The 25,121-nt window shown below is 38.9% G+C and carries 25 protein-coding genes; 15 read left to right on the top strand and 10 right to left on the bottom strand.

Going from position 1 to position 25,121, the window contains the following annotated elements:
* Nucleotides 1-160 precede the first annotated feature (160 nt).
* From I6F49_RS16195 to I6F49_RS16175, 5 genes are all read right to left on the bottom strand, one after another.
* Nucleotides 161-2,002 (bottom strand): methyl-accepting chemotaxis protein, encoded by a 1,842-nt coding sequence (locus I6F49_RS16195; protein WP_197181318.1) that lies wholly within the window; start codon nucleotides 2,000-2,002, stop codon nucleotides 161-163.
* A gap of 178 nt (nucleotides 2,003-2,180) precedes the next feature.
* Entirely contained in the window at nucleotides 2,181-3,461 is a 1,281-nt protein-coding gene (hemL, locus tag I6F49_RS16190; protein ID WP_197181317.1) for a glutamate-1-semialdehyde 2,1-aminomutase, read from the bottom strand.
* Between the two features lie 33 nt (nucleotides 3,462-3,494).
* Complete coding sequence (locus tag I6F49_RS16185) at nucleotides 3,495-4,511, bottom strand: aspartate carbamoyltransferase (protein WP_007584862.1); 1,017 nt, start codon at nucleotides 4,509-4,511, stop codon at nucleotides 3,495-3,497.
* 114 nt (nucleotides 4,512-4,625) lie between these two features.
* Nucleotides 4,626-5,060, bottom strand: a complete 435-nt coding sequence (locus I6F49_RS16180) for a CopD family protein (protein WP_197181316.1) — start codon at nucleotides 5,058-5,060, stop codon at nucleotides 4,626-4,628.
* A gap of 15 nt (nucleotides 5,061-5,075) precedes the next feature.
* Entirely contained in the window at nucleotides 5,076-6,758 is a 1,683-nt protein-coding gene (locus tag I6F49_RS16175) for a chloride channel protein (protein WP_166420136.1), read from the bottom strand.
* Nucleotides 6,759-7,080: 322 nt separating this feature from the next.
* Here I6F49_RS16175 and erpA point away from each other — a divergent pair, with 322 nt between their 5' ends.
* Nucleotides 7,081-7,419, top strand: a complete 339-nt coding sequence (gene erpA / locus I6F49_RS16170) for an iron-sulfur cluster insertion protein ErpA (protein WP_002958911.1) — start codon at nucleotides 7,081-7,083, stop codon at nucleotides 7,417-7,419.
* A 49-nt stretch (nucleotides 7,420-7,468) separates the two neighbouring features.
* On the opposite strand, the gene I6F49_RS16165 is transcribed toward erpA, so the two are convergent.
* A complete protein-coding gene (locus tag I6F49_RS16165; protein ID WP_166420135.1) occupies nucleotides 7,469-7,657 on the bottom strand; it encodes a hypothetical protein in 189 nt (62 codons plus the stop codon).
* A 452-nt stretch (nucleotides 7,658-8,109) separates the two neighbouring features.
* Here I6F49_RS16165 and I6F49_RS16160 point away from each other — a divergent pair, with 452 nt between their 5' ends.
* A complete protein-coding gene (locus I6F49_RS16160) occupies nucleotides 8,110-8,349 on the top strand; it encodes a helix-turn-helix domain-containing protein (protein ID WP_007584874.1) in 240 nt (79 codons plus the stop codon).
* Nucleotides 8,350-8,419: 70 nt separating this feature from the next.
* On the opposite strand, the gene I6F49_RS16155 is transcribed toward I6F49_RS16160, so the two are convergent.
* From I6F49_RS16155 to I6F49_RS16140, 4 genes are read right to left on the bottom strand one after another with little or no spacing between them, the layout of a single operon-like run.
* Entirely contained in the window at nucleotides 8,420-9,799 is a 1,380-nt protein-coding gene (locus I6F49_RS16155) for an AmpG family muropeptide MFS transporter (RefSeq protein ID WP_197181315.1), read from the bottom strand.
* Between the two features lie 50 nt (nucleotides 9,800-9,849).
* Nucleotides 9,850-10,470 (bottom strand): peptidylprolyl isomerase, encoded by a 621-nt coding sequence (locus tag I6F49_RS16150; protein ID WP_166420133.1) that lies wholly within the window; start codon nucleotides 10,468-10,470, stop codon nucleotides 9,850-9,852.
* A 2-nt stretch (nucleotides 10,471-10,472) separates the two neighbouring features.
* Entirely contained in the window at nucleotides 10,473-11,033 is a 561-nt protein-coding gene (locus I6F49_RS16145; protein ID WP_197181314.1) for a YajG family lipoprotein, read from the bottom strand.
* Nucleotides 11,034-12,176, bottom strand: a complete 1,143-nt coding sequence (locus I6F49_RS16140; RefSeq protein WP_166420131.1) for a methyltransferase — start codon at nucleotides 12,174-12,176, stop codon at nucleotides 11,034-11,036. It abuts the gene before it with no gap.
* A gap of 42 nt (nucleotides 12,177-12,218) precedes the next feature.
* Between I6F49_RS16140 and I6F49_RS16135 the strand changes: the two genes are divergently transcribed.
* From I6F49_RS16135 to cyoA, 13 genes are all read left to right on the top strand, one after another.
* Nucleotides 12,219-12,830 carry an alpha-ketoglutarate-dependent dioxygenase AlkB family protein gene (locus I6F49_RS16135; protein WP_197181313.1) on the top strand — a complete coding sequence of 204 codons (612 nt, stop codon included), beginning with the start codon at nucleotides 12,219-12,221 and terminating at the stop codon, nucleotides 12,828-12,830.
* A gap of 54 nt (nucleotides 12,831-12,884) precedes the next feature.
* Complete coding sequence (locus I6F49_RS16130; RefSeq protein WP_165728481.1) at nucleotides 12,885-13,196, top strand: BolA family protein; 312 nt, start codon at nucleotides 12,885-12,887, stop codon at nucleotides 13,194-13,196.
* Nucleotides 13,197-13,300: 104 nt separating this feature from the next.
* The gene (gene fabV, locus I6F49_RS16125; RefSeq protein ID WP_197181312.1) at nucleotides 13,301-14,494 is read left to right on the top strand and encodes an enoyl-ACP reductase FabV; all 1,194 of its coding nucleotides are present in this window, start codon (nucleotides 13,301-13,303) and stop codon (nucleotides 14,492-14,494) included.
* Nucleotides 14,495-15,123: 629 nt separating this feature from the next.
* Nucleotides 15,124-16,467 (top strand): Na(+)-translocating NADH-quinone reductase subunit A, encoded by a 1,344-nt coding sequence (locus I6F49_RS16120; RefSeq protein ID WP_197181311.1) that lies wholly within the window; start codon nucleotides 15,124-15,126, stop codon nucleotides 16,465-16,467.
* A gap of 4 nt (nucleotides 16,468-16,471) precedes the next feature.
* Nucleotides 16,472-17,674: an NADH:ubiquinone reductase (Na(+)-transporting) subunit B gene (locus I6F49_RS16115; protein ID WP_010555189.1), complete on the top strand. Its 1,203-nt coding sequence runs from the start codon at nucleotides 16,472-16,474 to the stop codon at nucleotides 17,672-17,674.
* Nucleotides 17,667-18,419: a Na(+)-translocating NADH-quinone reductase subunit C gene (locus I6F49_RS16110; protein WP_197181310.1), complete on the top strand. Its 753-nt coding sequence runs from the start codon at nucleotides 17,667-17,669 to the stop codon at nucleotides 18,417-18,419. Before I6F49_RS16115 ends, I6F49_RS16110 begins: the two co-directional genes overlap by 8 nt.
* On the top strand, nucleotides 18,419-19,051 hold the full coding sequence (locus I6F49_RS16105) for an NADH:ubiquinone reductase (Na(+)-transporting) subunit D (RefSeq protein WP_007584891.1): 633 nt from the start codon (nucleotides 18,419-18,421) through the stop codon (nucleotides 19,049-19,051). Before I6F49_RS16110 ends, I6F49_RS16105 begins: the two co-directional genes overlap by 1 nt.
* Before the next feature lie 10 nt (nucleotides 19,052-19,061).
* Nucleotides 19,062-19,670 (top strand): NADH:ubiquinone reductase (Na(+)-transporting) subunit E, encoded by a 609-nt coding sequence (gene nqrE / locus I6F49_RS16100; protein WP_166420125.1) that lies wholly within the window; start codon nucleotides 19,062-19,064, stop codon nucleotides 19,668-19,670.
* A gap of 19 nt (nucleotides 19,671-19,689) precedes the next feature.
* Entirely contained in the window at nucleotides 19,690-20,919 is a 1,230-nt protein-coding gene (nqrF, locus tag I6F49_RS16095) for an NADH:ubiquinone reductase (Na(+)-transporting) subunit F (RefSeq protein ID WP_197181309.1), read from the top strand.
* A 108-nt stretch (nucleotides 20,920-21,027) separates the two neighbouring features.
* Nucleotides 21,028-22,059 carry an FAD:protein FMN transferase gene (locus I6F49_RS16090; protein WP_197181308.1) on the top strand — a complete coding sequence of 344 codons (1,032 nt, stop codon included), beginning with the start codon at nucleotides 21,028-21,030 and terminating at the stop codon, nucleotides 22,057-22,059.
* Nucleotides 22,060-22,160: 101 nt separating this feature from the next.
* Nucleotides 22,161-22,373: a (Na+)-NQR maturation NqrM gene (gene nqrM, locus I6F49_RS16085; protein WP_007376137.1), complete on the top strand. Its 213-nt coding sequence runs from the start codon at nucleotides 22,161-22,163 to the stop codon at nucleotides 22,371-22,373.
* Nucleotides 22,374-23,422: 1,049 nt separating this feature from the next.
* A complete protein-coding gene (locus I6F49_RS16080) occupies nucleotides 23,423-23,842 on the top strand; it encodes a hypothetical protein (RefSeq protein WP_165728513.1) in 420 nt (139 codons plus the stop codon).
* Between the two features lie 318 nt (nucleotides 23,843-24,160).
* Nucleotides 24,161-25,120: a ubiquinol oxidase subunit II gene (cyoA, locus tag I6F49_RS16075; protein ID WP_165728486.1), complete on the top strand. Its 960-nt coding sequence runs from the start codon at nucleotides 24,161-24,163 to the stop codon at nucleotides 25,118-25,120.
* Nucleotide 25,121: the final 1 nt, after the last annotated feature.

The raw sequence follows: 25,121 nt of genomic DNA, 5'->3' as shown, positions 1-25,121 counted from the left end.
GAACGAGTGAAACGTTATATTCTTCCAGAAAAAAGAAAACGGCCCAAAAGTAGGACCGTTCGAATTTCAAAAACTCGGTACACCATTAAGTCAAAACATGCTTAACTGAATGGTGTTAGCTTATTTAGCGGCTTTGTTGTTTAAAGTATAGTTAACGTAATTAAGATTTAAAAAACTGCATCGATTTAGTTAAATCATCGGATAGGCGACTTAATTGCTGTGCATCTTGTAGCGTTGATTGAGCTGATGTTAACGTTTGATCTGCTAAATTACTCACCTCTTGCGAATCATTCAATGCTTGTGTTGTGGCATTAGATTGCTGTTTAACACGCTCTGCAATAACTTCACCCTGATGTTTAATATCACCCATGCTTTGCTCTGCACTTTGCAATACATCATTAGTTTGGTTGGCTGCTTTTACTGATTGCTCCATTTTTTCAACACTTGAGCGCATTTTTTGCTGAGTGTCGTCAGATGCTTGTTGTAAGGAGCTAATAATTTGATGTATTTCTTGGGTTTGTGTTTGTGTACGCTGAGCAAGAGTTCTTACTTCATCAGCTACAACGGCAAAGCCTCGACCATGCTCGCCAGCGCGTGCAGCTTCAATAGCAGCATTGAGTGCAAGTAAATTTGTTTGATCGGCTATCTCACTAATACCTTTGCTAACTTTGCTAATTTCTTGGCTATCTTGCGCTAGCTTATCGAGTGCTTGCTGGCTTTCTGCAAATTCAATCTGTAGGTCTTGCATGTATTTAGCAAGCTCCATTGTGTTATCTGAACCCTGCTTTACATGCATTGCAGCATCTTGCGCGGTAAGCGTTGCTTGGTGCGCAGATTCTTCAACTGCAAGTGCGTTTTGAGCCATGTCACTTAAAGCATTATAAATAGCATTTACTCGAATTTGCTGTTTTGAAACATCATTACTTGTTTGGCTACTCGCATGTGATAGCGATTTAGTTGCGCCGCACAGCTCTTCTGTACTTGCTTTAACATCAAATAATAAATGTGAAAATGCATTAAGTAATGCGTTGTAGCGCGATGCAATAATTCCCATTTCATCATTAGTACTCGAATCGATAGTAGCATTTAAGTCCCCATTCGCGGCTCTATTAGCTGCGTCAGCAAAGCGATTAATGGTATCAACAACTGCAAAATAAAAACCAATCATTAAATAAAATGCAAATAACAAACTGATCAATGAAGCAGCTAAAACAAGATTTCGAGTCCACTGTTGAGTTTGCAGTTTTGCTTTAATAAGGCTCTCAAGAGTTGGAATACTCTTACTAACAAGTTGATTAATGCTGCTGTGAACATTGTTTGTTAGTTTAGTAAACTCTGATTGAGTTAACAAAATATCGTCTGGCTCAAGTAGTTTCCCATCTATCGCTTTTTTGAATGCACCAACAGCACTGTGTAAATTAGTTAACGAAGGCATGAGCGCTTTATTTACTGATTTATCTGCATTGGTGGCTACATTAAGTATTTTATCGAGTTGCTTTTCGTATAAAGGAAGCGACTTACTAAAATTTGAAAGTGCTATAAACGTATCTGGCGTAAAGCGATTACTTGCCAAAACAGTGTTTGCGCTTTGCGCTGTCGAGTTTATTTGCATTATAAGTGCAGGAATTGGCGTGACTAAAGAGCGGTTTACATAAGCACTGGCTAATTGGCTATCTAGGGCTAGATTTGACTGAATAGAAACAAGTTCGAGCACTTCATTTTCTTGATCGTTTTTTATATTAAAACCGAGTGAGCGGGCTATTTTTATATTTTGATTTATATCACCTTGCATCAAGTTTGAAAGTATAGGTCTGTAGCCTTTTAAACCTTGTTGCTGCATTTTTGAAACAGCGATACTTTCACTTAACAATGAGACTAAAAAAAACAAACTAAGAGCAAGAGGAACGAGTAAAATTCCAAACATTAAGCTGATTTTAGTTTTGTATTTTAAATTTGCCATTAGCTGGATAGCGGGAAAAGAAAATTGGCGTAATCCTGACATAAGGCTCTCTTGTATTTTTGTAATTAGGGTAAAGGTGAATAGACCTTGTTATGCTTAATTATCATTCATTTATAGTACTTTACAAATAAAAAAAGCCCTTCCGGGCTTTTTTCAATCTTTAGTCTTAATTACACACTATAAAAACAAGCGCTTATAAAATATAAAAAGTAATTTTAACTTAAAGTTTAGCAAACGAGCGTTCTGCTGCCGCTATTGTTTCTTTTACTTCTTGCTCAGTATGCGCAGCACATACAAAACCAGCTTCAAATGCTGATGGAGCAAGGTACACACCTTCTTCAAGCATAAGGTGGAAAAAACGTTTGAAGCGCTCTAGGTCGCATTCAGTAGCTTGTTTGTATGTCGTTACTTTTTCAGCATCAGTAAAAAAGAATCCATACATGCCGCCAGCATAATTAGTTGTTAATGCAATGCCTGCTTTTTTAGCGCCAGCTTCAAAGCCTTCACAAATTGCTTTAGAAATTGCTTCTAACTTATCGTGTAGGCCTGGCTCACATAATAGCTCAAGTGATTTTAAACCTGCAGCCATCGCAATAGGGTTACCAGAAAGAGTACCCGCTTGGTAAACAGGACCCACAGGCGCAATGTAATCCATTATTTCGGTTTTGCCACCAAATGCGCCAACAGGCATGCCGCCGCCAATTACTTTACCTAAACAGGTAAGGTCTGGTTTAATGTTGTAATAGGCTTGTGCGCCGCCAAGTGCAACACGAAATCCCGTCATTACTTCATCAAAAATAAGCACAGACTTGTATTCATCACATACTGCGCGTAAACCTTCTAAAAAGCCTTCAACAGGTGGAATGCAGTTCATGTTACCCGCTACTGGCTCTACAATAATACAGGCAATTTCGTCTGCGTATTTTGCAAAAATAGCTTTTACTTCATCAAGGTTATTAAACGATACTGTTAGCGTGTGCTTAGCAAAGTCCTCTGGAATACCTGGAGAGTTAGGTACGCCCATTGTTAATGCACCAGAGCCTGCTTTAACTAATAATGAGTCAGCATGGCCGTGGTAACAGCCTTCAAATTTAAGGATTTTGTCACGATTAGTAAAACCACGGGCTAAACGAATTGCACTCATAGTCGCTTCAGTGCCTGAGCTAACCATACGTACTTTTTCGATTGATGGAACCAGCTCTTTTACCTTTTCCGCCATTAGTATTTCGGCTTCAGTTGGCGCGCCATAACTAAGGCCATTTTCTACAGCTTCGTGTACGGCTTGTTTAATTGCAGGGTGGTTATGGCCCATGATCATAGGCCCCCAAGAGCCAACATAATCAATGTAACGATTACCGTCGGCATCAAATGTAAACGCACCTTCAGCTTTTGTAATAAAAAGCGGTGTACCACCTACGCCATTAAAAGCACGTACTGGCGAGTTTACGCCACCAGGAATAGAAGCTTGAGCGCGTTCAAATAAGTCTTGGCTAATTGTCATGAAAAATCCTATGAATTATTACTAAAAAGGGGTTTAGCTATCGCGTTTGCGGCTAAACCAAGGTACGTCTACTTCATACTTATCGACTTTGTTTTCTACGCCGAGTGTTAAAGCAAATAGTGCCATACGAATTAATACGCCATTTTGTACTTGGCGGAATATTGCTAAATTGTCGTTACTGTTTAAGTCGTTATCAAGCTCGTTAGCTTCTAAGCGACTATCGCGTGGTAACGGATGCATTAATACTGAGTTAGGTTTGCAGTGAGCGCTGTAAATAGATTGGCTAATTCTAAAGCCGCCACGGTATTTATTTGCTTCTTCTTGTGAAGGAAAACGCTCTTCTTGAATACGTGTTTGGTAAACAATATCGGCTGCTAAGTTGCCTTCCATCTTGTTTACTAGCTCAATTTTGTGGCCTGCATTTTCTACGGCATCTAAAATGCTCGTTGGCATTTGTAGGCCATCAGGCGCTACCATCGAAAACTTTACGTTTTTGTAATGGCACAATAGTTTTGATAAAGAATGCACTGTACGGCCATATTTTAAATCACCAACCAGGGCTATATGCATACCATCAATATTTTGATCAAAACGGTGCAATTCACGCTCTATGGTTAATAAATCAAGTAATGCTTGAGTAGGGTGCTCATTTGGGCCGTCACCGCCATTAATAACCGGCACAGTACATCCATCAGCAAATTCACTTACTGAGCCTGCATCAGGGTGGCGCATAGCTACGGCATCAGCGTAAGCTGAAATAACGCGCGCAGTATCGTAAAGTGACTCACCTTTTGCAAGGGCAGAGCTTTGCATACCTGTAGTTTCACGTACACCACCGCCGAGTAAGTTAAAGGCGGTACCAAAACTAACCCGTGTACGAGTGCTTGGTTCAAAAAACAAATTAGCTAAAATAGCGCCTTTAAGCACCGTTGTTTGCTTTTGCTTTTTAGCATAAGGCTCCATTTTTTTAGCTACTGCAAAAATACGTTCAATGCAGTCTCTGTCTAGCTGATTTACAGACAGTATATGTTCGCCTTGGAAACTTAACATGGGGTTATTCCTAATCAATCAAATGGGCGCGATAATCCATAAATAGGGCACGCAATCGCGCGTGTTATAACAAGTATTGTAAATTGCGGCGCAGTTTAACATGCACCGAAACGCTTATAAATTAGGTTTTATTACAGCAAGTGCCACTATGATAAGCAGCGCAATAACAGGAAGCTCATTAAAAATACGGTAAAAGCGGTCTGTTTTAGTGTTTCGGTCATGTTTAAAGTCACTCAATAACTTAAAACAGTAGCCGTGGTATACGTATAAAATAATTACTAGTACAAGTTTGTAATGTAGCCACATACTGTATTTAAACCAATCACGACCATATTCAACAATGGTTAATACACCAAATACAGCCGTTAAAACAGCAAATGGGGTTACGAAATAAAGTAGTCTGCGCTCCATAACTTTAAGCATAGAGTTACATGCTCTTTCTTCGCTCATTGCGTGATATACAAATAACCGTGGTAAGTAAAAAATACCGGCAAACCACGCAATCATAAAAAATATGTGGAGTGTTTTATAAATCAATAATGCGCTCATACTAGTCCTTATTACTTAAAGTAAGCTGTTACGAATGGTTAAAATATGATGAATTTGATCCCAGCGTAATAGCCCCATAATTTGTTGATTATCTAAAAGGTTATAAACGTAAAGTGCGCCACTTCTTTTATCTTTTAGTATATCGAATGCATCGGCTAGAGTGGCTTGGCTGCTGATACCCTGCAAGCTAATGTAGTTTATATTTATTGTTTCATCAGACATTAGCGTTAAATCGTACTCAGCGAGGCGGTAGCCATTTTCTTCGTCAAAAACAATTAACGGGGTTTGACTATCCATCGCATCTAGCGTGTTTTTTATTTGTTCTTTGTCATCTGAGTAAAGTAATTTAAAGTCTTCATCCATGTCATCCATTATACCCACTTTTTGCAGGGCTTCTGTTGCAGGGGACACATGATACGGCAAACCTTGAAAATCTAATTGCTGTAAAAATATGGAACGATTTCCAAAAAACTGTAAGGCAGTAACATAGGCTGTGGTTATAACTATCATCGCAGGAACGATTATTTCCGGTGACGATGTAAGCTCCATTACTGTTGTTAATGCAGCAAGTGGTGCATGCAGTGTTGCTGCCAATAACCCCGCCATGCCCAAAACTCCGTATGTACCGGCTATATCTGTACCAGGGCTAATATATTGAGCAAAAAAGGCCATTAATGTACCAATTAATACGCCTAGTCCAATAACAGGGCCAATTAAACCACCCGGAATACCTAAGCCAATAGCAAATAATGTTGCAAGCAATTTAGCTATTAATATAGTGGTAAGCAGTTTTACGTTATCAGGGGATTCAACCGCGATAGTAATTGCACTCATACCAGAGCCCATAGCATGTGGTACCGCGTAAGCTATTAAGCTGGCAATACAGCCCGCAATTAATAAACGAGGGAACATACTTAAAGGTTTAAATGTTTTAATAATTAGCATTAAATTTTGATTAAAGCTAAATGCAATAGCGCCCAGTGCCATCCCGCATAGTATTAAATAAGGATAATGCCAGCCACTCAGTGGCGCTATGGTTATAAGTGCAAGCTCAGAGCCTTCACCAAATACAAACTGTGTAGCCAGTGCACCAGTAACAGCAGCAAGCATGATAGGCACAAATATGTGTACTTTATATTCACGAAGTACCACTTCCATTACAAAAATAACGGCTGCAAGTGGGGTGTTAAATGAAGCGGCTATACCTGCTGCAACGCCGCAACCACTTAAAGTACGCATGGCGTTATGCGGTAAATGCAGTTTATCAGCTAAAATACTCGCGCCCGTTGCGCCCATATGTACGGAAGGCCCTTCTCGACCAACCGAAAAACCGCTAATGAGTGCAAGTGCGCCACCAACAAATTGATTAACCGTATTGTATAAAGGCATTTGCCCATAATGGCGTTTAATTCTGTGTATAACAAAAGGGATGCCTAAACGGTAATGTTTAAAGCCAGTAAAAGCAGCAAACGTGGCTATTAGTAATGCAGCAACTAAAGGCATGAGCACACGTTCAAGTGTTGGTAGGGTCGTAAAGTCGTCAGGCGTTTCTAAAAATAAGCTTTGGAAAAATAAAATAGTTAAGCGGAATAAAATAATAAAAAATGCAGCAATTAGTCCGGCAACTACGCCTAATAAGCATAATTGTACAGATGTTTTAGGTTTTGCCAGTCGACGTCTGAGTTGCTCAAGCCACATACATTATTTCCTCGCCGCATTTTTCAGCAGCATTTTAGCAAAAGAGTTTAGCTAAGTCGTTGTGATTTTGAATTTTTCGTAACTTATATTAACAATTTGCAGTAAAGTTTAAGCCCTATTATTTATAACTAAAATTTTTAATGAACTTATAGTTTACAAGGGTCGCTTTTAGTTTGCTTAAGTATTATTTTAGTGAGCTAACGTTTAGCTATTTTTTTACTAATTTATAGGTATAACTTAGAGTAAAGAGTTGTTTTACTATACTTGATTAAAACACTCGGGTATTAGATAATCACGCCATTGCGATATTGAGGGTTTTAGAATGTCTGAAGAATTACCAATTAAGTTCAGCGATGCAGCTGCTGTTCGTGTTAAACAGTTAATCGACGAAGAAGAAAATCCAGATTTAAAACTGCGTGTTTACGTAACAGGTGGTGGTTGTTCGGGTTTTCAATATGGTTTTACTTTTGATGAAAAAGCGAATCCTGGCGATTTAGAAATTGTAAAAAATGGTGTAACGCTAGTTATCGATCCAATGAGCATTCAATATTTAGTTGACGGTGAAGTTGACTACACTGAAGGATTAGAAGGTGCACGCTTTTTTGTATCTAATCCTAATGCAACAACAACCTGTGGTTGTGGTGCAAGCTTTAGCGTTTAACAGCTAAACGCTAAATAGAATAAAGCCGCTTTTGCGGCTTTTTTAATGTCTACAAATCGCTTGGTGCATATTCGGTTATTTGCATTATTAATACAAAAAAGCCAAGTACAAATGCAGAAAACGCTAAAATGTATATAAATCCTTTTTTGCCTTGTTTAATCGGTACGCCGTTATTGCGCAAAAAAAAGTACCAACCTAAGCATAATACAATAGGTAATAAAAAAAGAAGTCTGAACATTATTCGGCCTTTTTGGTGCTAATTATTGCTTAATCATAAACATGTGACGATAAATTGGAACAAAATTGTTATAAAAATTCATTTTAATTTTTTATAGCCAAGAGTTAATTTATTAATACTTTTTGAGTACTTAGGTGAATATTCAGTGTTTATAAATATTCACTCGTGTTCATATTTGTACCGAGTATGTAATTAGTTATTTAACGAAAGTGTTAATAGTATATAATGTATCCAAGAATGAGACGGGCAAAATTTCATTCTCAATAAAAATAAATCTTTACCACATTATTAGCGTAGTGCTTTTAGCTATATTGGTGGAGTGAGTAGCAACACATGCTTTGTTAAGCAATAGCTTGCTATTGAATGTAAGTATGACTGCTTACTTGCCTACAGCTATTGATAGAGACTACTGCTTTAATAGGTACGTCAAATCATCTAGTAGGAGATGTAAAATGATGGGCAAAACAGTTTCTTCTGAAGAAAATGCAAAGCTAACAAAGTGGCTTAAAAGTAAGCGCCACGAAAAAGGTCATACAATGCGAAGCCTAGCACAAGTGCTTGGAACGCCTCATTCGTTTATCGGCAAGATTGAAAATCAAGAACGCCGTTTAGATGTAATTGAGTTTGTTCGCTATTGTACAGCTCTTGAAGTTGATCCACATGAAGCACTTAGCTTGCTAAAAGTAGATTAACTCAAAAATTGCTTAGTACACTTTAAGGGGCACTTGATAGTGCTAAGCAATATGTTAATGCAGGGATGCATTAAATATTTTGATGATAATTCCTCTCAAGCTCATATAATTTATGCCGAATTAGATATAAAAACACTAGCGAAGGTATAACCATTAAAGCTGTTAAAATAAAGAACAGCGACCAATTCCCCATTAACCAATCATCAATCACTACACCGCTGTAGCTTGAAAGTAACGTTCGTCCTAAATTCCCTAATGATGCTAGTAATGCATAGTGTGTTGCACTAAATGCTCTGTCGCATAGCATTGATATAAAGGCCACCATAGCCACTAACGACCATGCTTGTGTAAACCCATCAATAACAATAGCAAAGGCATATAGCCTTAAATCAGGGCCAACTAAAGCAATCCACGAAAAGGCTAAGTTTGAGGCCGCCATCGCAATGCCACTTATAAATAAACCTCTAACAATGCCATATTTTTGATTAAATAAACTGCCAACAAAGGTAAATATGATTGTGAGTACCGCTGTACCTACCTTTGAAAATGTTGCTATGTCGCTATTACTAAAACCAATTTCTTTATAAAACACAATCGACATACGCCCTAAAAACGCTTCGCCTATCTTAAATAAGAAAATAAACGCAAGTAATGCCAAGGCTGTTTTAACGCCGTTTTTAGTAAAAAAAGCTCTAAAGGGGTCAATAACGGTTACTGCAAGCCAGGCAACCGTTTTGGTAAGCGGCGTTTGCGTTGTTGAAGAGAGCTTTTCAAGGTATACACGTTCAAGTTCGGCATGTACGGCTTCGCGATTTGATTCAGGCTCTTTAGCAAATAATGCTCCACTCATTAGCAGCAGCATTACGGCTGCTAAAAAGTAATAAATTTGTGGCCAGTCGAGCGACGGAATATCAGCCATGTAAAATGGAATGGCGCCCAAAAGTGCGTAACCTGTCCACCAACCAGATGTTGCCATCGCGGCCGCTGCGGTTGCTTTGTGTGATTCTTTCTCGCTTAGGGTGTCTATTCTAAATGCGTCAATTGCAATGTCTTGCGTGGCAGAAGCAATGGCGATTAACAAACAAATTGCAGCAACAAGTGCCAAATTAGCTTTTAAATCAAGCCCAGCTAGTAACAAGGTGCCAATAAAAATAAAGCTTTGGCAAAATAGTATCCAACTGCGGCGTTGGCCTAGCCATTTATATAAAATAGGGAGTTTTGTACGATCGATTAAAGGCGACCATAAAAAGTTAATACTGTAAGCGCCAAATACAATGCCGAATAAGCCGATCATACTGCGACTTAGCCCTTCATCTTTTAACCAAGCGGACATAACAGAGCCAATTAGTACCCACGGAAAACCGCTACTCATACCAAATATAAAAATATTGATTAAGCGTTTGTCTTTAAAATAAGAAAAATATTCGCTAACAGAGAGAGATTTACTCATAGGGCCTTCATTGGCTTTGATGCAGAGCAGCTAAGCTGCTCTTAAAAAAGTTATAGTGGGACTTGCTCAAGCATTTTTATATTTAAAATAACCACTGGTTTTACAGGTACAAAATCGTAACCAATTTTTTCATTAAAGCCTGTTTCAACAGCCATAATTTTATCTAGTGTTTCGTAACCTTCCATAACATTACCAAAAACAGCAAAACCCCAATCTTTACCTGGGTTTAAGTGATCGTTGTTATCCATATTAAAAAAGAACTGACGAGTACCAGAGTGAGGTTCACGGTCCTGATACGCCATAGCAATGCTATACATATCGTTTTTCATACCGTTACCGCTTTCATTAAAAATAGGATCGTTTTCGTGTAGGCCGTCGTAATCTTTATCGTAGCCACCACCTTGAATAACAAAGTCGCGGTCATTTTCTACATCACGTTCTATGCGATGAAAGACACTACCTTGATAGCTTTTATCTGACACGTAAGTTAAAAAGTTATTGACCGTAATAGGCGCTCTCGAACGGTCGAGTTCAACAACAATACTACCCATAGTCGTTACAATTTCGACGCGCGGAAAAATATTATCTTTTTGAACAAAGCGGCCTTCTTGGGCTGCAAAGCTACTTACACTCACAAATAAGCTTAAGCAGATTAAAAAAAGTCGTTTCATAGTTAACCTTCTAAAAATTCTATTAATTCAGGGTCAGATACAATGCGGGTAATAATTTGCTCAGTCAACTTATTGAGCTGACCTTCTATTTTAGCTCGCTCGTGGCTAAATGGGCCTTCTAAATTAGCACTGCCTTTATACACTTTACTAAAGTTGCTTGAAGCGCGAATAACTCTTACACCAAGCTCTATATGCGCTTCGCTGGTATGGCTCACTAGTTTTTCGGTTACCACCGCTTGCAGTGCATGAATATCTACTTCAAAACGCGCCATTGCACGGTTTGAAATACGCACACCATTACGATTAAGTGCGCTGTCTAACACACTTTTAATTGATTCAGTAAGGCCTTGGCTTGCAAAGGTTTTAGTTTTGTCTGATTCAATAAGTTTAAGTGTTGATGTATCGCCACGTAAATCAATTACACTGGTGCTTAAGCTACTATTTATAGTGCTTATTTGACCGCTTTTATAAACAGGGTTGAGTATTACTTGGCTAGGCTGATTAGCGCAGCCACCAAGTATTAGCAATACACAGCACCCAGTTATAATGTTTGTTAATTTCATTTATAGCATTCCACTATTTTTAGTTGCGCTTAAAACGACAAACTTTTTGTTTGAACCTAGCAGCTTACAGTTACCAAACATACGATTTAACTTATCGTGATAGTCTAAATGGCGATTACCAATAATACGCAGTTCGCCGCCTTCTTTTAATGTATCTTTTGCTTGTTTAAACATTTGCCAAGCAATGTGATCGGTAACAGCTTGAGCTTGGTGAAATGGAGGGTTACATAACACCATATCTACACTGTCTCTTTCAAAGCCTGTTAAACAGTCGTTTTCGATAAATTCACAGTTATCAAACTTATCGCCTAGGTTAATTTCTACATTTAACCGGGCTGATTCTACTGCCATGTAAGACTCATCAACAAACGTTACTGATGCATTAGGACACTGAGCAAGCGTCATTAATCCAACAACACCGTTACCACAGCCCAAGTCAATAATACTTTTAGCTTTTGGCGTTTCTGGTAAGTAGTTAAAAAAGAAGCGCGCACCAATATCTAACGAATCACGCGAAAACACATTTGCATGGTTTGTTATATTAAACTCTGTGCCTTCAAGCTCCCACGTTATAGGGAAGTCTGCTGCTTTATATCCGCCTTTAGCTGTGCTTAAAATAAGGCGAGACTTTTTAACTGCTAGGCTGGTTGTTGTTTCACCAATAAATTGTTCAAATGATTTTATTGTTGAATTATGAATTTCTTTTGTTTTACCTGCCGCAATTACTGGTGTACCAGGCGCAAGTACTTCACTAAGTTCACTTAATTGGAACTGTAAAAAACCCACATTACGAGGGATTTTAATAAGTACTAAATCAACGTCTTCTGGTAATGCCGACAAACTATCTACTTGTGTAAAATCTGTAGTAGGCAATTTGTTTTCTTGTAAGTTATAAGCCGCAGCTTGGTGGCTAATATAAGAATCATTAACTGAACAAACCGTTAACTTATTAAAATAACAAGCAAGTGCACCAAAGCTATCGTTTAGAATAAGCAATGAGCGACAATCAGGGTGATGTTCGTTAACATAATTGATAAGGTACTCATCTGCCGAATCCCACGCTTGTAAGCTGCGGTTTTTTTGATCCAATGGAAAGCGTTCAAGAGTAAAGGTTTTATCGCCTAGCTGGGCTTGCGTCGTCATAATGGTTCGTTGATCAGTAATCTAATGTAGGTAAATTCTAACATGCAACGGCAAAACGCCAACCCCCAACAGTTACCAAATGGCTTTTCTTATCAAAGTAGGGCACTTAGTGCGCAAAAAAGCCTCGATCTGTTTTATTATTTGCAGAAAAACCTACATTGGCAACAGCCCGATGTAACCGTTTATGGAAAAACAGGACCCATTCCACGACTTCAATGCTTCATGAGCGATTTAAATATTGAATACGGCTATTCAAGTAGTAAGCAAATAGTAGAACCGTGGGATGAGTTGCTACTTAATATGCGAAAGCGATTAGAAGCACATTTAAATCAGCCTCTAAACTCACTACTGGTTAATTATTACCGAGACGGAAATGATACGATGGGGTGGCACAGTGATGATGAAATAGAGCTTGGTGATAAACCAACAATTGTGTGTGTGTCGCTAGGAGCTGATCGGGTTTTAAAGTTAAAGCACAAAGCGAGTAATAAAGTGACTGACTTAAAGCTACAAAGCGGCAGTTGCCTAATAATGAATGGACATAGTCAACGAGATTATCAACATGCAATACCCAAGCAAACAACGCTTGCGCACCCGCGAATAAGTTTAACTTACCGATTTATTAAGCACATTAAGCAAAAGCAATTTAGTTAGTTAATTTAACTTGTTATAGTAAGCCTATAAATTAGCTAATTAAAATGGTCTTTTATGTCAATGCAGCAACAGATCCAAGAAAAAATAAGCAGCGCCATTGCGTGTAAACATTTAAACGTAATCAATGAAAGTCACATGCACAGTGCCGGTACTGAGTCACATTTTAAAGTTATAGTAGTTAGCGAAGAGTTCGCGGGTAAGCGCTTGTTACAACGCCATCGTGAAATTAACGAAATTTTAAAAGATGAATTAGCAAATCATATTCATGCACTCGCTATTCATACATATACACCAGACGAATATACAGAGCAGGGCGGTGAAGCGCCTGATTCTCCTAATTGTATGGGCGGCTCAAAGCTTAACTAAAATAAATAGGGAATTTGGTCGGTGTTTAACTGATCAGATCAGTGTTTTTAGTATTAGCCTTTAAACTAGCGCTAATTTTTATTGTAAAAGATATAGGATGATCAATGGTCATTAAGCCTAAAATTCGTGGATTTATCTGCACAAACGCACACCCAGCTGGTTGTGCAGAGCATGTTCAAGAACAAATTAACTATGTAAAACAACAGGGTGCATTAAAAAACACACCAAAAAATGTATTAGTTATTGGCGCATCAACAGGCTACGGCTTGGCATCGCGCATTACTGCTGCGTTTGGTGGTGGTGCTAAAACATTAGGTATTTTCTTTGAAAAAGAGGGTACAGAGCGTAAAACAGGTTCTGCTGGTTGGTACAATACCGCTGCTTTTCAAGATGCTGCAGACGAAGCGGGCCTTTGGTCTAAAAATATTAATGGCGATGCGTTTTCTAACGAAATCAAGCAAAAAGCAATCGACACCATTAAAGCTGATTTGGGCAAAGTAGATTGTATTATCTACAGCCTAGCATCTCCTCGTCGTACTGATCCAAATACCGGTGAAGTGTTTTCTTCTACACTTAAGCCAATTGGTAATGCCGTAACAACAAAAAACTTAAATACATCAAAGCGTGAAATTGATGAAATTACGGTTGAAGCTGCAAATCAAGACGATATCGACAACACCATTAAAGTAATGGGTGGTGAAGATTGGGAAATGTGGATAGACGCATTAAAAGAAGCAGATGTATTAGCCGATAACTTTAAAACGACTGCGTACACTTATATTGGTAAAGAGTTAACATGGCCAATATACGGACACGCTACTATTGGTAAGGCTAAAGAAGACTTAGACCGTGCAACGGCTGCTATTAAAGAATCAACAAAAGATTTAAAGGGTGAGGCGTATGTTTCATCACTTAATGCAGTAGTAACCCAAGCAAGTTCTGCTATTCCTATTATGCCGTTATATATTTCTGCTTTATTTAAAGTTATGAAAGCAGATGGCACATACGAAGGTACTATTGAGCAAATTCACGCATTATTTAGTGAAAACCTATATGGTGCATCGCCTCGCTTTGACGAAGGCGGACATTTATTCCAAAACTACAAAGAGCTAGAAGACGATGTGCAAGCACGTGTTCAAGCTGTATGGGATAGTGTTGATACAAGTAGTATTGATGAGCTAACAGACTATGTTGGTTACCATAACGAGTTTTTACGCTTATTTGGTTTTGGTATAGACGGTGTTGACTACGAGCAAGATATCGATTCAGTTAAGCCAATTGCTAATATGATTGACTAACAGAACGTAGGGCCTGTTTATCTTTCGAGGTTGAATTTGCAGCAGGCTGTTTGGTATTTAGGCAAGGTAGAGCCTATGTAGTGTGGTTATTCCCCATAAATGGGCGATAACGTGGAATAAATGCCAAACATGCGCTGCCCAAAGGGTTCTGCCTAGGGGCTATTTACTCTTTGTTGCTCGGTTTTTACTTAGCCCACTAGGTTACAAACCTCACGCCGCGATTAAATAGCCCCTAGATTGAACAAATTTTAATCCTGAAAGGTCAACAGGCCCTAGTTATTAAAAGCCGCTATTGTGGCTTTTTTTATATTATGCGATTTGTTTAATTTACGATGAAATCAGGAACAATAATTGCTTAGGCTACCACTTTGGTCTAACTTGATTTTTATTAAAATCACTTAACAAAACCAAATAAGCGTTTCTGTCGTATAATTTTCATAAATACACTCGCATAGTCATCTAAAATGATGTTAAAATCTCGACAATATGTGATGAGTTTTACTACGTTGCTTGTTTGATATATCTAGCAAGCTGCTCTTTTGTACCTTGATATAGCTTGGAATAACTCAAATGGCGACGTGGTTGATACGATTTTTCAGTTTCTTTCCTTTAATGTAATGCAAGTGCGTATGATCAATATAAAAAAAGGTCTGGATTTACCCTTAGAGGGCTCACCACAGCAAGTTATACATGACGGTTCTGCTGTCAAACGTGTAGCTGTGCTTGGTGAAGAGTTTATCGGTATGCGTCCAACCATGCATGTTCGTGTGGATGACCAAGTCAAAAAAGGCCAGGTACTTTTTGAAGATAAAAAGAACCCAGGCGTCCTATTTACTGCTCCAGCTTCTGGCACAGTAAAAGAAATAAATCGTGGTGCTAAACGTGTGCTGCAATCTGTTGTTATTGAAGTTAACGGCAGTGAGCAAATCACCTTTGACTCTTTCAAAGCAGACGAGCTTTCGAGCTTAGAGCGTGAAAAAGCCAAAGAAGTACTTATCCAGTCTGGTCAATGGACAGCACTTCGTGCTCGCCCATTTAGCAAAGTAGCGGCTGTGGATGCAAATCCTAGTTCTATTTTTGTGACCGCAACTGACACAAACCCATTAGCTGCAGATCCTGCAGTAATAATTGCCGAAAATGCGCAAGCATTTGAAGCGGGTCTTGCTGTTATTTCGCGTTTGACCGATGGCAAAGTATTTGTGTGTAAAAAAGCAGGTAGCCAAGTTCCTAGCTCATCTATAGCTCAAGTAGAAGTACATGAGTTTGGTGGTGTGCATCCGGCTGGCCTCGTTGGCACTCATATCCATCATCTTGATGCAGTTTCTGTTAGCAAACAAGTTTGGCATATTGGTTACCAAGACGTTATCGCGTATGGTCACTTATTCCTTACTGGTGAAATTTACACAAATCGTGTTATTTCGCTTGCAGGTCCTCGCGTTAAAAATCCACGTTTAGTGAAAACACAACTAGGTGCTTCATTGGATGATTTAGTTGCTGGTGAGCTAGAAGACGGAGATAACCGCGTTATTTCTGGTTCTGTTCTATCAGGTTCTATTTCAAACGGTGTTCATGCATTCTTAGGTCGTTACCACGTTCAAGTATCTGTTTTACTTGAAGGTCGCGAAAAAGAATTGTTTGGCTGGATTGCACCAGGTAGTGATAAATTCTCTGTAACGCGTACATTCCTTTCTCACCTTGCGCCGAGTCGTTTATTTAAAATGACAACGTCAACAGGTGGTTCAAAACGTGCCATGGTACCAATTGGTAGCTACGAGCGCGTAATGCCGCTGGATATTTTGCCTACTCTATTATTACGTGACTTAATTGCGCGTGATTTAGACAGTGCAATTTCATTAGGTGCGCTTGAACTTGATGAAGAAGATTTAGCGTTATGTACCTTCGTTTGTCCTGGCAAATACGAGTATGGTTCTATCCTACGCGATTGCTTAACTACGATCGAGAAGGAAGGCTAGAGAGATGGGTTTAAAAAAATATCTAGAAGATATCGAGCCGAATTTTGAAGCCGGTGGTAAATATGAAAAGTTTTATGCTCTGTATGAAGCAGCTGCAACTATTTTTTATACACCAGGCTACGTAAATAAAGGCGCGACACACGTACGCGATAACATCGACCTAAAACGCATGATGATTTTAGTGTGGATGGCGACGTTCCCAGCTATGTTTTTTGGTATGTTCAATATCGGCCATCAGGCCGCAGGTGCTTTAGCACAAGGTTTTGAACTAGCAAATACGTGGCAAGTTGGTTTGTTCCAGTTATTCGGTGGTGAATTAACCGCTGATGCAGGCTGGGGCGCTAAGATGTTCTATGGAGCATGTTTCTTCCTACCTATCTACGCGGTAACATTTGCAGTTGGTGGCTTTTGGGAAGTAATATTTGCTTCTGTGCGTAAGCATGAAATTAACGAAGGTTTCTTCGTTACTTCAGTGTTATTTGCACTTATTTTGCCAGCAACGATTCCTTTATGGCAAGTTGCGTTAGGTATTACGTTTGGTGTAGTAATCGCTAAAGAAATCTTTGGTGGTACTGGCCGTAACTTCTTAAACCCTGCTTTAGCCGGCCGTGCATTTTTGTTCTTTGCATACCCTGCTCAAATCTCAGGTGACACAGTATGGACAGCAGTAGATTCGTTCTCTGGTGCAACTATGCTAGGCCAAGCATTTGCTGGCACACTTGATTTTGCAAACATGGAATTATGGTGGAATGCGTTTTATGGTTTCATTCAAGGTTCTGTAGGTGAAACATCTACACTTGCATTATTAGTAGGTGGTTTGTTCTTAATTTACGTTCGTATCGCTTCTTGGCGCATCGTACTAGGTGTATTCCTAGGTATGGTAGCAACTGCATTTTTACTAAATGCTGTTGGCTCAGAAACTAACCCTGTATTTGCAATGCCTTGGTATTGGCATTTAGTACTTGGTGGCTTTGCGTTCGGTATGTTCTTTATGGCTACTGACCCTGTATCAGCTGCATTTACTGACAAAGGTAAATTAGCATATGGTCTATTAATTGGCTTTATGGTGGTTATGATACGTGTTGTGAATCCTGCTTTCCCAGAAGGTATGATGCTAGCAATCTTATTTGCTAACTTATTCGCTCCACTGTTCGATCACTTTGTAGTGCAGGCTAATATTAAGCGGAGGTTGGCACGTAATGTCTAGTAATAACGAATCAATCGGCAAAACGTTATCAGTTGTTGTCGCACTATGTTTAGTGTGTGCAATCATCGTATCGTTTGCTTCTGTACAGCTTCGTCCTTTACAGCAAGCTAATAAAGAAAAAGATATTCAAAGTAATATCTTGGCTGCTGCGGGTATCGATAAAGTTGAAAATGTTTTAGAAACATTTGATGCAAAAATCGAAGCGCGCGTTGTAAACATGACTACAGGTGAGTTTGTAGATACAGACCCAACAATCTTTGACTTTGAAAAAAGCAAATATGATGCAGCGCTAAGTGTTTCTCTTAAAGAGAAAGGCGTTAAAGATATTGCTGGTATTCAACGTGTGACTAAAGAGTCGCCGGTGTATATCTCTAAAAAAGAAGATGGCTCAGTTGATGCAATCATTCTTCCTATCCAAGGCTACGGCTTATGGGGCTTAATGTATGGTTTTATCTCGCTTGAAAGCGATGGCGAAACTGTTAAGAGCATTATCTTTTACAAGCATAATGAAACCCCTGGTCTAGGTGGCGAAATTCAGAATCCACAGTGGACAGCTACATGGGAAGGTAAAGAACTTCCAATTCAAATTGTTAAAGGTACTGCGGGCAATGATGAGCATAAGATCGATGGTCTTTCAGGTGCTACATTAACGTCTAACGGTGTTGATCATGCAGTTGATTTTTGGACTGGCGAAAATGGCTTTGGCCCTTTCCTTGCGAAAGTACGTAAAGGAGCATTGAAATAATGGCTGATACTAAAGAAATGAAGGCGGTCCTATTTGGTCCGGTTTTAGCTAACAACCCAATCGCACTACAAGTACTTGGTATTTGTTCAGCGCTAGCGGTAACGTCTAGCTTAAAAAATGCGTTAATTATGTCAATTGCATTGACACTAGTAACAGCGTTTTCGAGCTTCTTTATCTCACTTATTCGTAACCAGATCCCATCATCTGTACGTATCATCGTACAAATGACAATTATTGCATCATTGGTAATCGTTGTTGACCAAGTATTACAGGCATTCTCTTACGCTACGGCAAAAGAGCTTTCTGTATTCGTTGGTCTAATCATTACTAACTGTATCGTAATGGGTCGTGCTGAAGCATATGCGATGAAGTCGCCACCAATTATGTCTTTCCTTGACGGTATTGGTAATGGCTTAGGCTACTCTGTTGTTTTACTTACTGTTGGTTTCATTCGTGAGCTATTCGGTAAGGGTTCACTATTCGGTGTTGATATTATCCCATTAGTACAAGATGGCGGTTGGTATCAGCCTATGGGTCTATTGATTTTACCACCGAGTGCATTCTTCATCATTGGTTTATTCATATGGGTACTTCGTACTTATAAGAAAGACCAAGTAGAAGCTAAAGCGTAAGGGGCAAATAGTGGAACATTATATTAGTTTATTTGTAAAAGCCGTTTTTATTGAGAACTTAGCGTTGTCATTCTTCTTAGGCATGTGTACTTTTTTAGCAGTATCTAAAAAAGTAACTACATCAATTGGCCTAGGTATAGCGGTTATAGTTGTATTGGGTATTTCTGTGCCTGTTAACAACTTGGTTTATCATGCGGTACTTGCACCCGGTTCACTTACTTGGTTAGGTTACCCAGATGCAGATCTTAGCTTTTTACGTTTCTTAACTTTCATTGGTGTTATTGCAGCACTTGTGCAAATTCTTGAAATGGCATTAGATAAGTTTTTCCCTGCACTATACAACGCATTAGGTATCTTCTTACCACTTATCACAGTTAACTGTGCAATATTTGGTGCGGTATCATTCATGGTTGAGCGTAACTATAACTTCGGCGAGTCTGTTGTTTATGGTGTTGGCGCTGGTGTTGGTTGGGCGCTTGCAATTACATTACTTGCAGGTATCCGTGAGAAACTGAAATATTCAGACGTGCCAGACGGCTTACGTGGTTTAGGTATTACCTTCATCACTGTTGGTTTAATGGGACTTGGCTTTATGTCATTCTCTGGTATTTCACTGTAAAGGGTAGCGAGGATAAATCATGGATTATCAGATTTTCTTAGGCGTTGGTGTTTTCATCGCTATCGTTGTACTACTAGTTTTAGTGATCATTGGTGCTAAATCTCAGTTAGTTGCAAGCGGTGACATCATCATCGGTATTAATGGCGATAAAGACAAAGCCATTACTACATCAGCAGGTAATAAGCTTTTAAGTGCATTATCTGAGTCAGGTATTTTTGTATCATCTGCTTGTGGTGGCGGTGGCTCTTGTGGTCAGTGTCGTGTTCACATTAAAGAAGGTGGCGGCGATATCCTGCCAACTGAACTTGATCACATATCTAAAGGTGAAGCCCGTGAAGGCTGTCGTTTAGCGTGTCAGGTAAATGTTAAAAACGACATGGAAATTGAACTTGAAGAGTCAATTTTCGGTGTTAAAAAATGGGATTGTGAAGTTATCTCTAACGATAACAAAGCAACGTTCATTAAAGAACTTAAACTGCAAATCCCTGGTGATGAGTCAGTGCCTTTCCGTGCGGGTGGTTACATCCAAATCGAAGCGCCACCTCATCATGTTAAATATGCAGATTTTGATGTTCCTGAAGAATATCGTGGCGACTGGAACCATTTTGGTTTCTTCGATCTGGAGTCAAAGGTAGACGAAGAAACTATTCGTGCATACTCAATGGCTAACTACCCAGAAGAAGAAGGCATCATTATGCTTAACGTGCGTATTGCTGCTCCGCCTCCGAGAAACCTAAGCTTGCCATGTGGTAAAATGTCTTCGTACATTTGGTCACTTAAAAAAGGCGACAAGGTAACTATTTCAGGTCCATTTGGTGAGTTCTTTGCTAAAGATACAGATGCAGAAATGATCTTTGTTGGTGGTGGTGCTGGTATGGCGCCAATGCGTTCACATATCTTTGACCAACTTAAACGTTTGCACTCTAAACGTAAGATGAGCTTTTGGTATGGTGCACGTTCTGAACGTGAAATGTTCTACGTAGAAGATTTTGACGGCCTAGCGGCTGAAAATCCTAACTTCGTATGGCATACAGCGCTTTCAGATCCACAACCTGAAGATAACTGGGAAGGCTACACTGGCTTTATCCATAACGTGTTATTTGAGAACTATCTTAAAGATCACGAAGCGCCAGAAGATTGTGAGTACTACATGTGTGGTCCTCCAATGATGAACGCGGCAGTTATCACTATGCTTAAAGATTTAGGTGTTGAAGACGAAAATATCTTATTAGATGATTTCGGTGGCTAACACTAATACCAAAACAGTTTAGTTTTGGTTAAAATACCAGCCTCGTAGCACTTGTGTTACGAGGCTTTTTTTATTCTTTAATTTTTCAATCTATTAAGTAGAGCTGTTATGAATCGAGTAAGTACTTCACAAGGCATAATGGCCTTTTTACTAATTGCGCTGACTTTATTATTGTCTGGGTGTGGTGAAAAGCCAGAGTCAAAAGAGACCTTTTTAGAAGGTAAGACTATGGGAACCACTTATCATATTAAATATTATGATGAGCAAGCCCTGTTATCGGCCTCACAATTACAGCTGCAAATAGACGCTGTTTTAAAAGATGTAAATCAATCTATGTCTACTTACATAGAAGGCTCTGAAATAAATACATTTAACAGATTACCTGCAAATCAAGTGATGCCAATTAGCGACGATTTTAGGGCTGTTATAAGCGAATCAATCCGCTTAGGTGAATCAACTAAAACACTTGATGTAACTATGGGACCTTTAATTGACTTATGGGGCTTTGGTCCTGATAAAAAGCCAACCAATCGCCCAAGCGATGAAGAGCTTACTAAAATGGTTGAAAAAATAGGTATTGATAAGCTTATTTTAAATGAACAGGGTTTAGCTAAAACAGTTAATGGGCTAGAGCTTTCGTTTTCAGCAACGGCTAAAGGCTACGGTATCGACAAAGTAGCGCAGCTATTAGAAAGCCACAGTATTACTAATTATATGGTTGAGATTGGTGGTGAGCTACGTATAGCGGGTGAAAAGCCAAATAACCAGGATTGGAAAATTGCGATAGAACAACCAGATGCACAACCTGGAGAGCGTAAGGTACACCGTGTTTTATCGCCAGGTACAAACGGGATAGCGACATCAGGTGATTACCGTATTTTTTATAAAATGGATGGGGAGATCTATACGCATCTAATTGATCCAGCAACAGGTATGCCTATTAAGCACGACTTAGTGTCGGTAACGGTGCTTAATCCAAGCGCTATGACGGCAGATGGTTTAGCGACTGCTCTTACTGTGATGGGTATGGAGAAAGCGCAGGCATATGCACAGCAGCATGATTTACCGGTGTATTTAATAGGTAAATCAGAAGAGGGTTTAGTTACTTATTCAAGCCCTGCATTTAAACCTTATTTATAGTATGGTGCTGGCTTGTTTATTTCCACGTTATTTGGGTATATAATAGCAGTTGCTCAAAAATGTTTGAGTTTAATTAATTGCTGATCAATAGGGGCTAAGCAATGTCACTTTTTCTTCTTACTTTTGGCTTACTAATTTTGATAGTGTCGGCTATGGCCGTTGGTATGATCGTGCAAAAAAAATCTATGGCAAGTAGCTGTGGTGGTTTAGGTTCGGTTGGTATTGATAAAGCCTGTGATTGCGATGATCCATGTGATAAGCGCAAAAACCGTTTAGCTAAAGAGCAAGCCTGGAAAGAAAATCAAATTATTTAAGTTCTCTTAAATATTAAAAAGCGCTTTACAGCGCTTTTTTTGTGTCTGTAAAACTCTTTAAATCCTTTGTTCTCAAACCAACCCAATCTTAATGTATTAGACAAACGTCTATAGTTTAGTTTTTTTCACCTATTAGGTTTATTTTTCTCGTTTGTCAAATTGGAGCTAACACTCTAAAGTTTAACCATAGACACAGAGCAAGGCTCTAGTCATAAGCTTGAGGCAAAGTTGGCCTCGCTTAAAAGAATCTTTATATTGTGTGTGAAGATGTTGTCAGTGTGAAAGGCAACTCAAATTCGGTGGTGACTGTATTTGAGTTGTTTTTATTTCCTTACAATGCCACGCAGTGTAAACAAAAAATCTTTATATTGTGTGTGAAGATGTTGTCAGTGTGAAAGGCAACTCAAATTCGGTGGTGACTGTATTTGAGTTGTTTTTATTTCCCTACAATGCCACGTAATGTAAACCAAAAATCTTTATATTGTGTGTGAAGATGTTGTCAGTGTGAAAGGCAACTCAAGTTCGGTGGTGACTGCATTTGAGTTGTTTTTATTTCCCTACAATGCCACGCAGTGTAAACCAAGAATCTTTATATTGTGTGTGAAGATGTTGTCAGTGTGAAAAGCGGCTCAATTTCGGTGGTGACTGAATTTGAGCTGTTTTTATTTGTGCGGCACAATTATTACTCCCTCCTAAAAGCCTACAATTCTATTAAATATACCTCTTTAAATTGTTTTTTATTTTAAACAACCCTATGTTTTTTATCGTGTTATTTTTTATTAACAAAATAGCTTCGAAAGCTTAACTCAAATTAATTGATTTTTAGTTGAACAGAAAATTCTCTTTGTTATACTCACGTTCGAACTTTCAGTAAGTTTTGAAAGTTTGATTGATACGGATCAATTTTCACTAGGCAAATATGTGCTAGCCGGATTTGATTGTATTTAGCACCTGGTTTTAGGGCTTTCAGCAGCAATGTTTTTTAAGTTTTTCCATTGCAAACTGTATTACTCTAATTTTGTTATAGTCATTTAAGTAGGTTAATGTCTTTGAACACACTTTCTTTACATCATACCAATACTGATCTCGCCCCAAGCGAGCCAGTTACGTGTGAACGCTTGAATAAAGCAGGTAAGGGCGTGTGTGTAGCTATAACTTTATTAGTGTTTAATACGGTCATGTTGTTAAGTGGTGCACTAGAGGATGCCTTCAAGCTTGAGGCGCTATTAAGTGATGGGTTTATTGTAGAGCCACTGTTACTTACTATTGCCGGATTTTTAGCTCATCCAATCATTTCAAGTCAGTTACTTATTGGCCTTTGTTGGTTATTGTTCCATATTTTTCCAGCGCGTCGTGCTGGAATTATCCTCCGTAAAGCAGCCTTTGCTTTTAGCGAGGCTAAAGTTCTTCAGCCAGTGCATGTTGCACATGGTTGTCGTGCTCCACCTAGCTTTACAGGTTGTCTGTAAGGCTGCATCTTGTTGCTGGTTTTAATTATTTGTTCTTGCTGTAAATAATTAAGGTTAGCTAAAACAAAGTAGCTCTGTGTTTTTTAAGCACACTTCAGCCAACCACCACTCACCCAAGTTAACTTTTATTACGTTATATAAATGCGTTTAGAAAGCTGGGTTTGTTGCTAGGTCATTAATGGCATGAGCTTTAGGTTTTGAATAGCCCCCTTATTTTTATAATTTAATTCTAGTTAACTTGGGTTTTTATTGAAAAATCGTTGCTTTGGTTTTTATGCAAAGCAGCAAACTGAAACTCTAGGTTTGTAGGATACTCCCTTGTTAATTCGTAACCTTTGTAATATTGCTTTAGCTAGTACCGTGCTGGCGTTGTCAGGCTGTAAAGGCGGGATACTCGATCCAAAAGGGCAGATAGGCATAGATGAGAAAAATTTAATTATCATCGCAACCGTGCTTATGTTGCTTGTAGTCGTTCCCGTTATTGTGATGACTTTGTATTTCGCATGGAAATATAGAGACACGCAAACTCATGAAATTTACGCTCCAAAATGGGCTCATTCAAATAAAATTGAAGCCGCAGTTTGGGCTGTTCCTATTGTTATTGTGATTATTTTAGGTGTTATTACCTGGGTGTCTACCCAAGAGCTAGACCCTTACAAACCCATTGAAGGTAAAGGTAAGCATCTTACTGTTGAAGTGGTGTCATTAAATTGGAAGTGGCTATTTATTTATCCTGAGCAAGGTATTGCTACGGTTAATGAATTAGTGTTTCCGGCAAATGTACCTGTTGAATATAAAATCACGTCAGAGAGCACAATGAATTCATTTTTTATTCCGCAATTAGGTAGTCAAATATACTCAATGGCTGGGATGGAAACCAAGCTTCACTTAATTGCAAATGAGCCAGGTACGTTTAAAGGTTTCTCAGCAAATTACAGTGGTGCAGGTTTTACTGGTATGAAGTTTAATGCCATTGCTACCCCTACTCAAGCTGGTTTTGATAAGTGGGTGAGTGATGTAAAAGCGAATTCAAGCGCTAATAATCTGACTCATGCAAATTATGTTGAGCTTGCAAAAGCGAGCGAAAATAATCCTGTTGCTTATTACGGTAAAGTTGAAGACAGCTTATTTCATACCATTATCATGAAATATATGCAGGCGCATGGCGATATGAATAAAAAGCACAATGCGATGAGCGAACATGGCGAGATGGGTATGCAACATCACGCAATGGACAAACATTCAGCGAAACCATCACACAGCCAGGACGAGGAATAAT

The organism is Pseudoalteromonas sp. SWN166 (genome assembly GCF_015864485.1).
Taxonomy (GTDB): Bacteria; Pseudomonadota; Gammaproteobacteria; order Enterobacterales; family Alteromonadaceae; genus Pseudoalteromonas.
The sequence above is the reverse complement of the archived record's forward strand: the minus strand, read 5'-3'. Positions and strand labels throughout refer to the sequence as shown.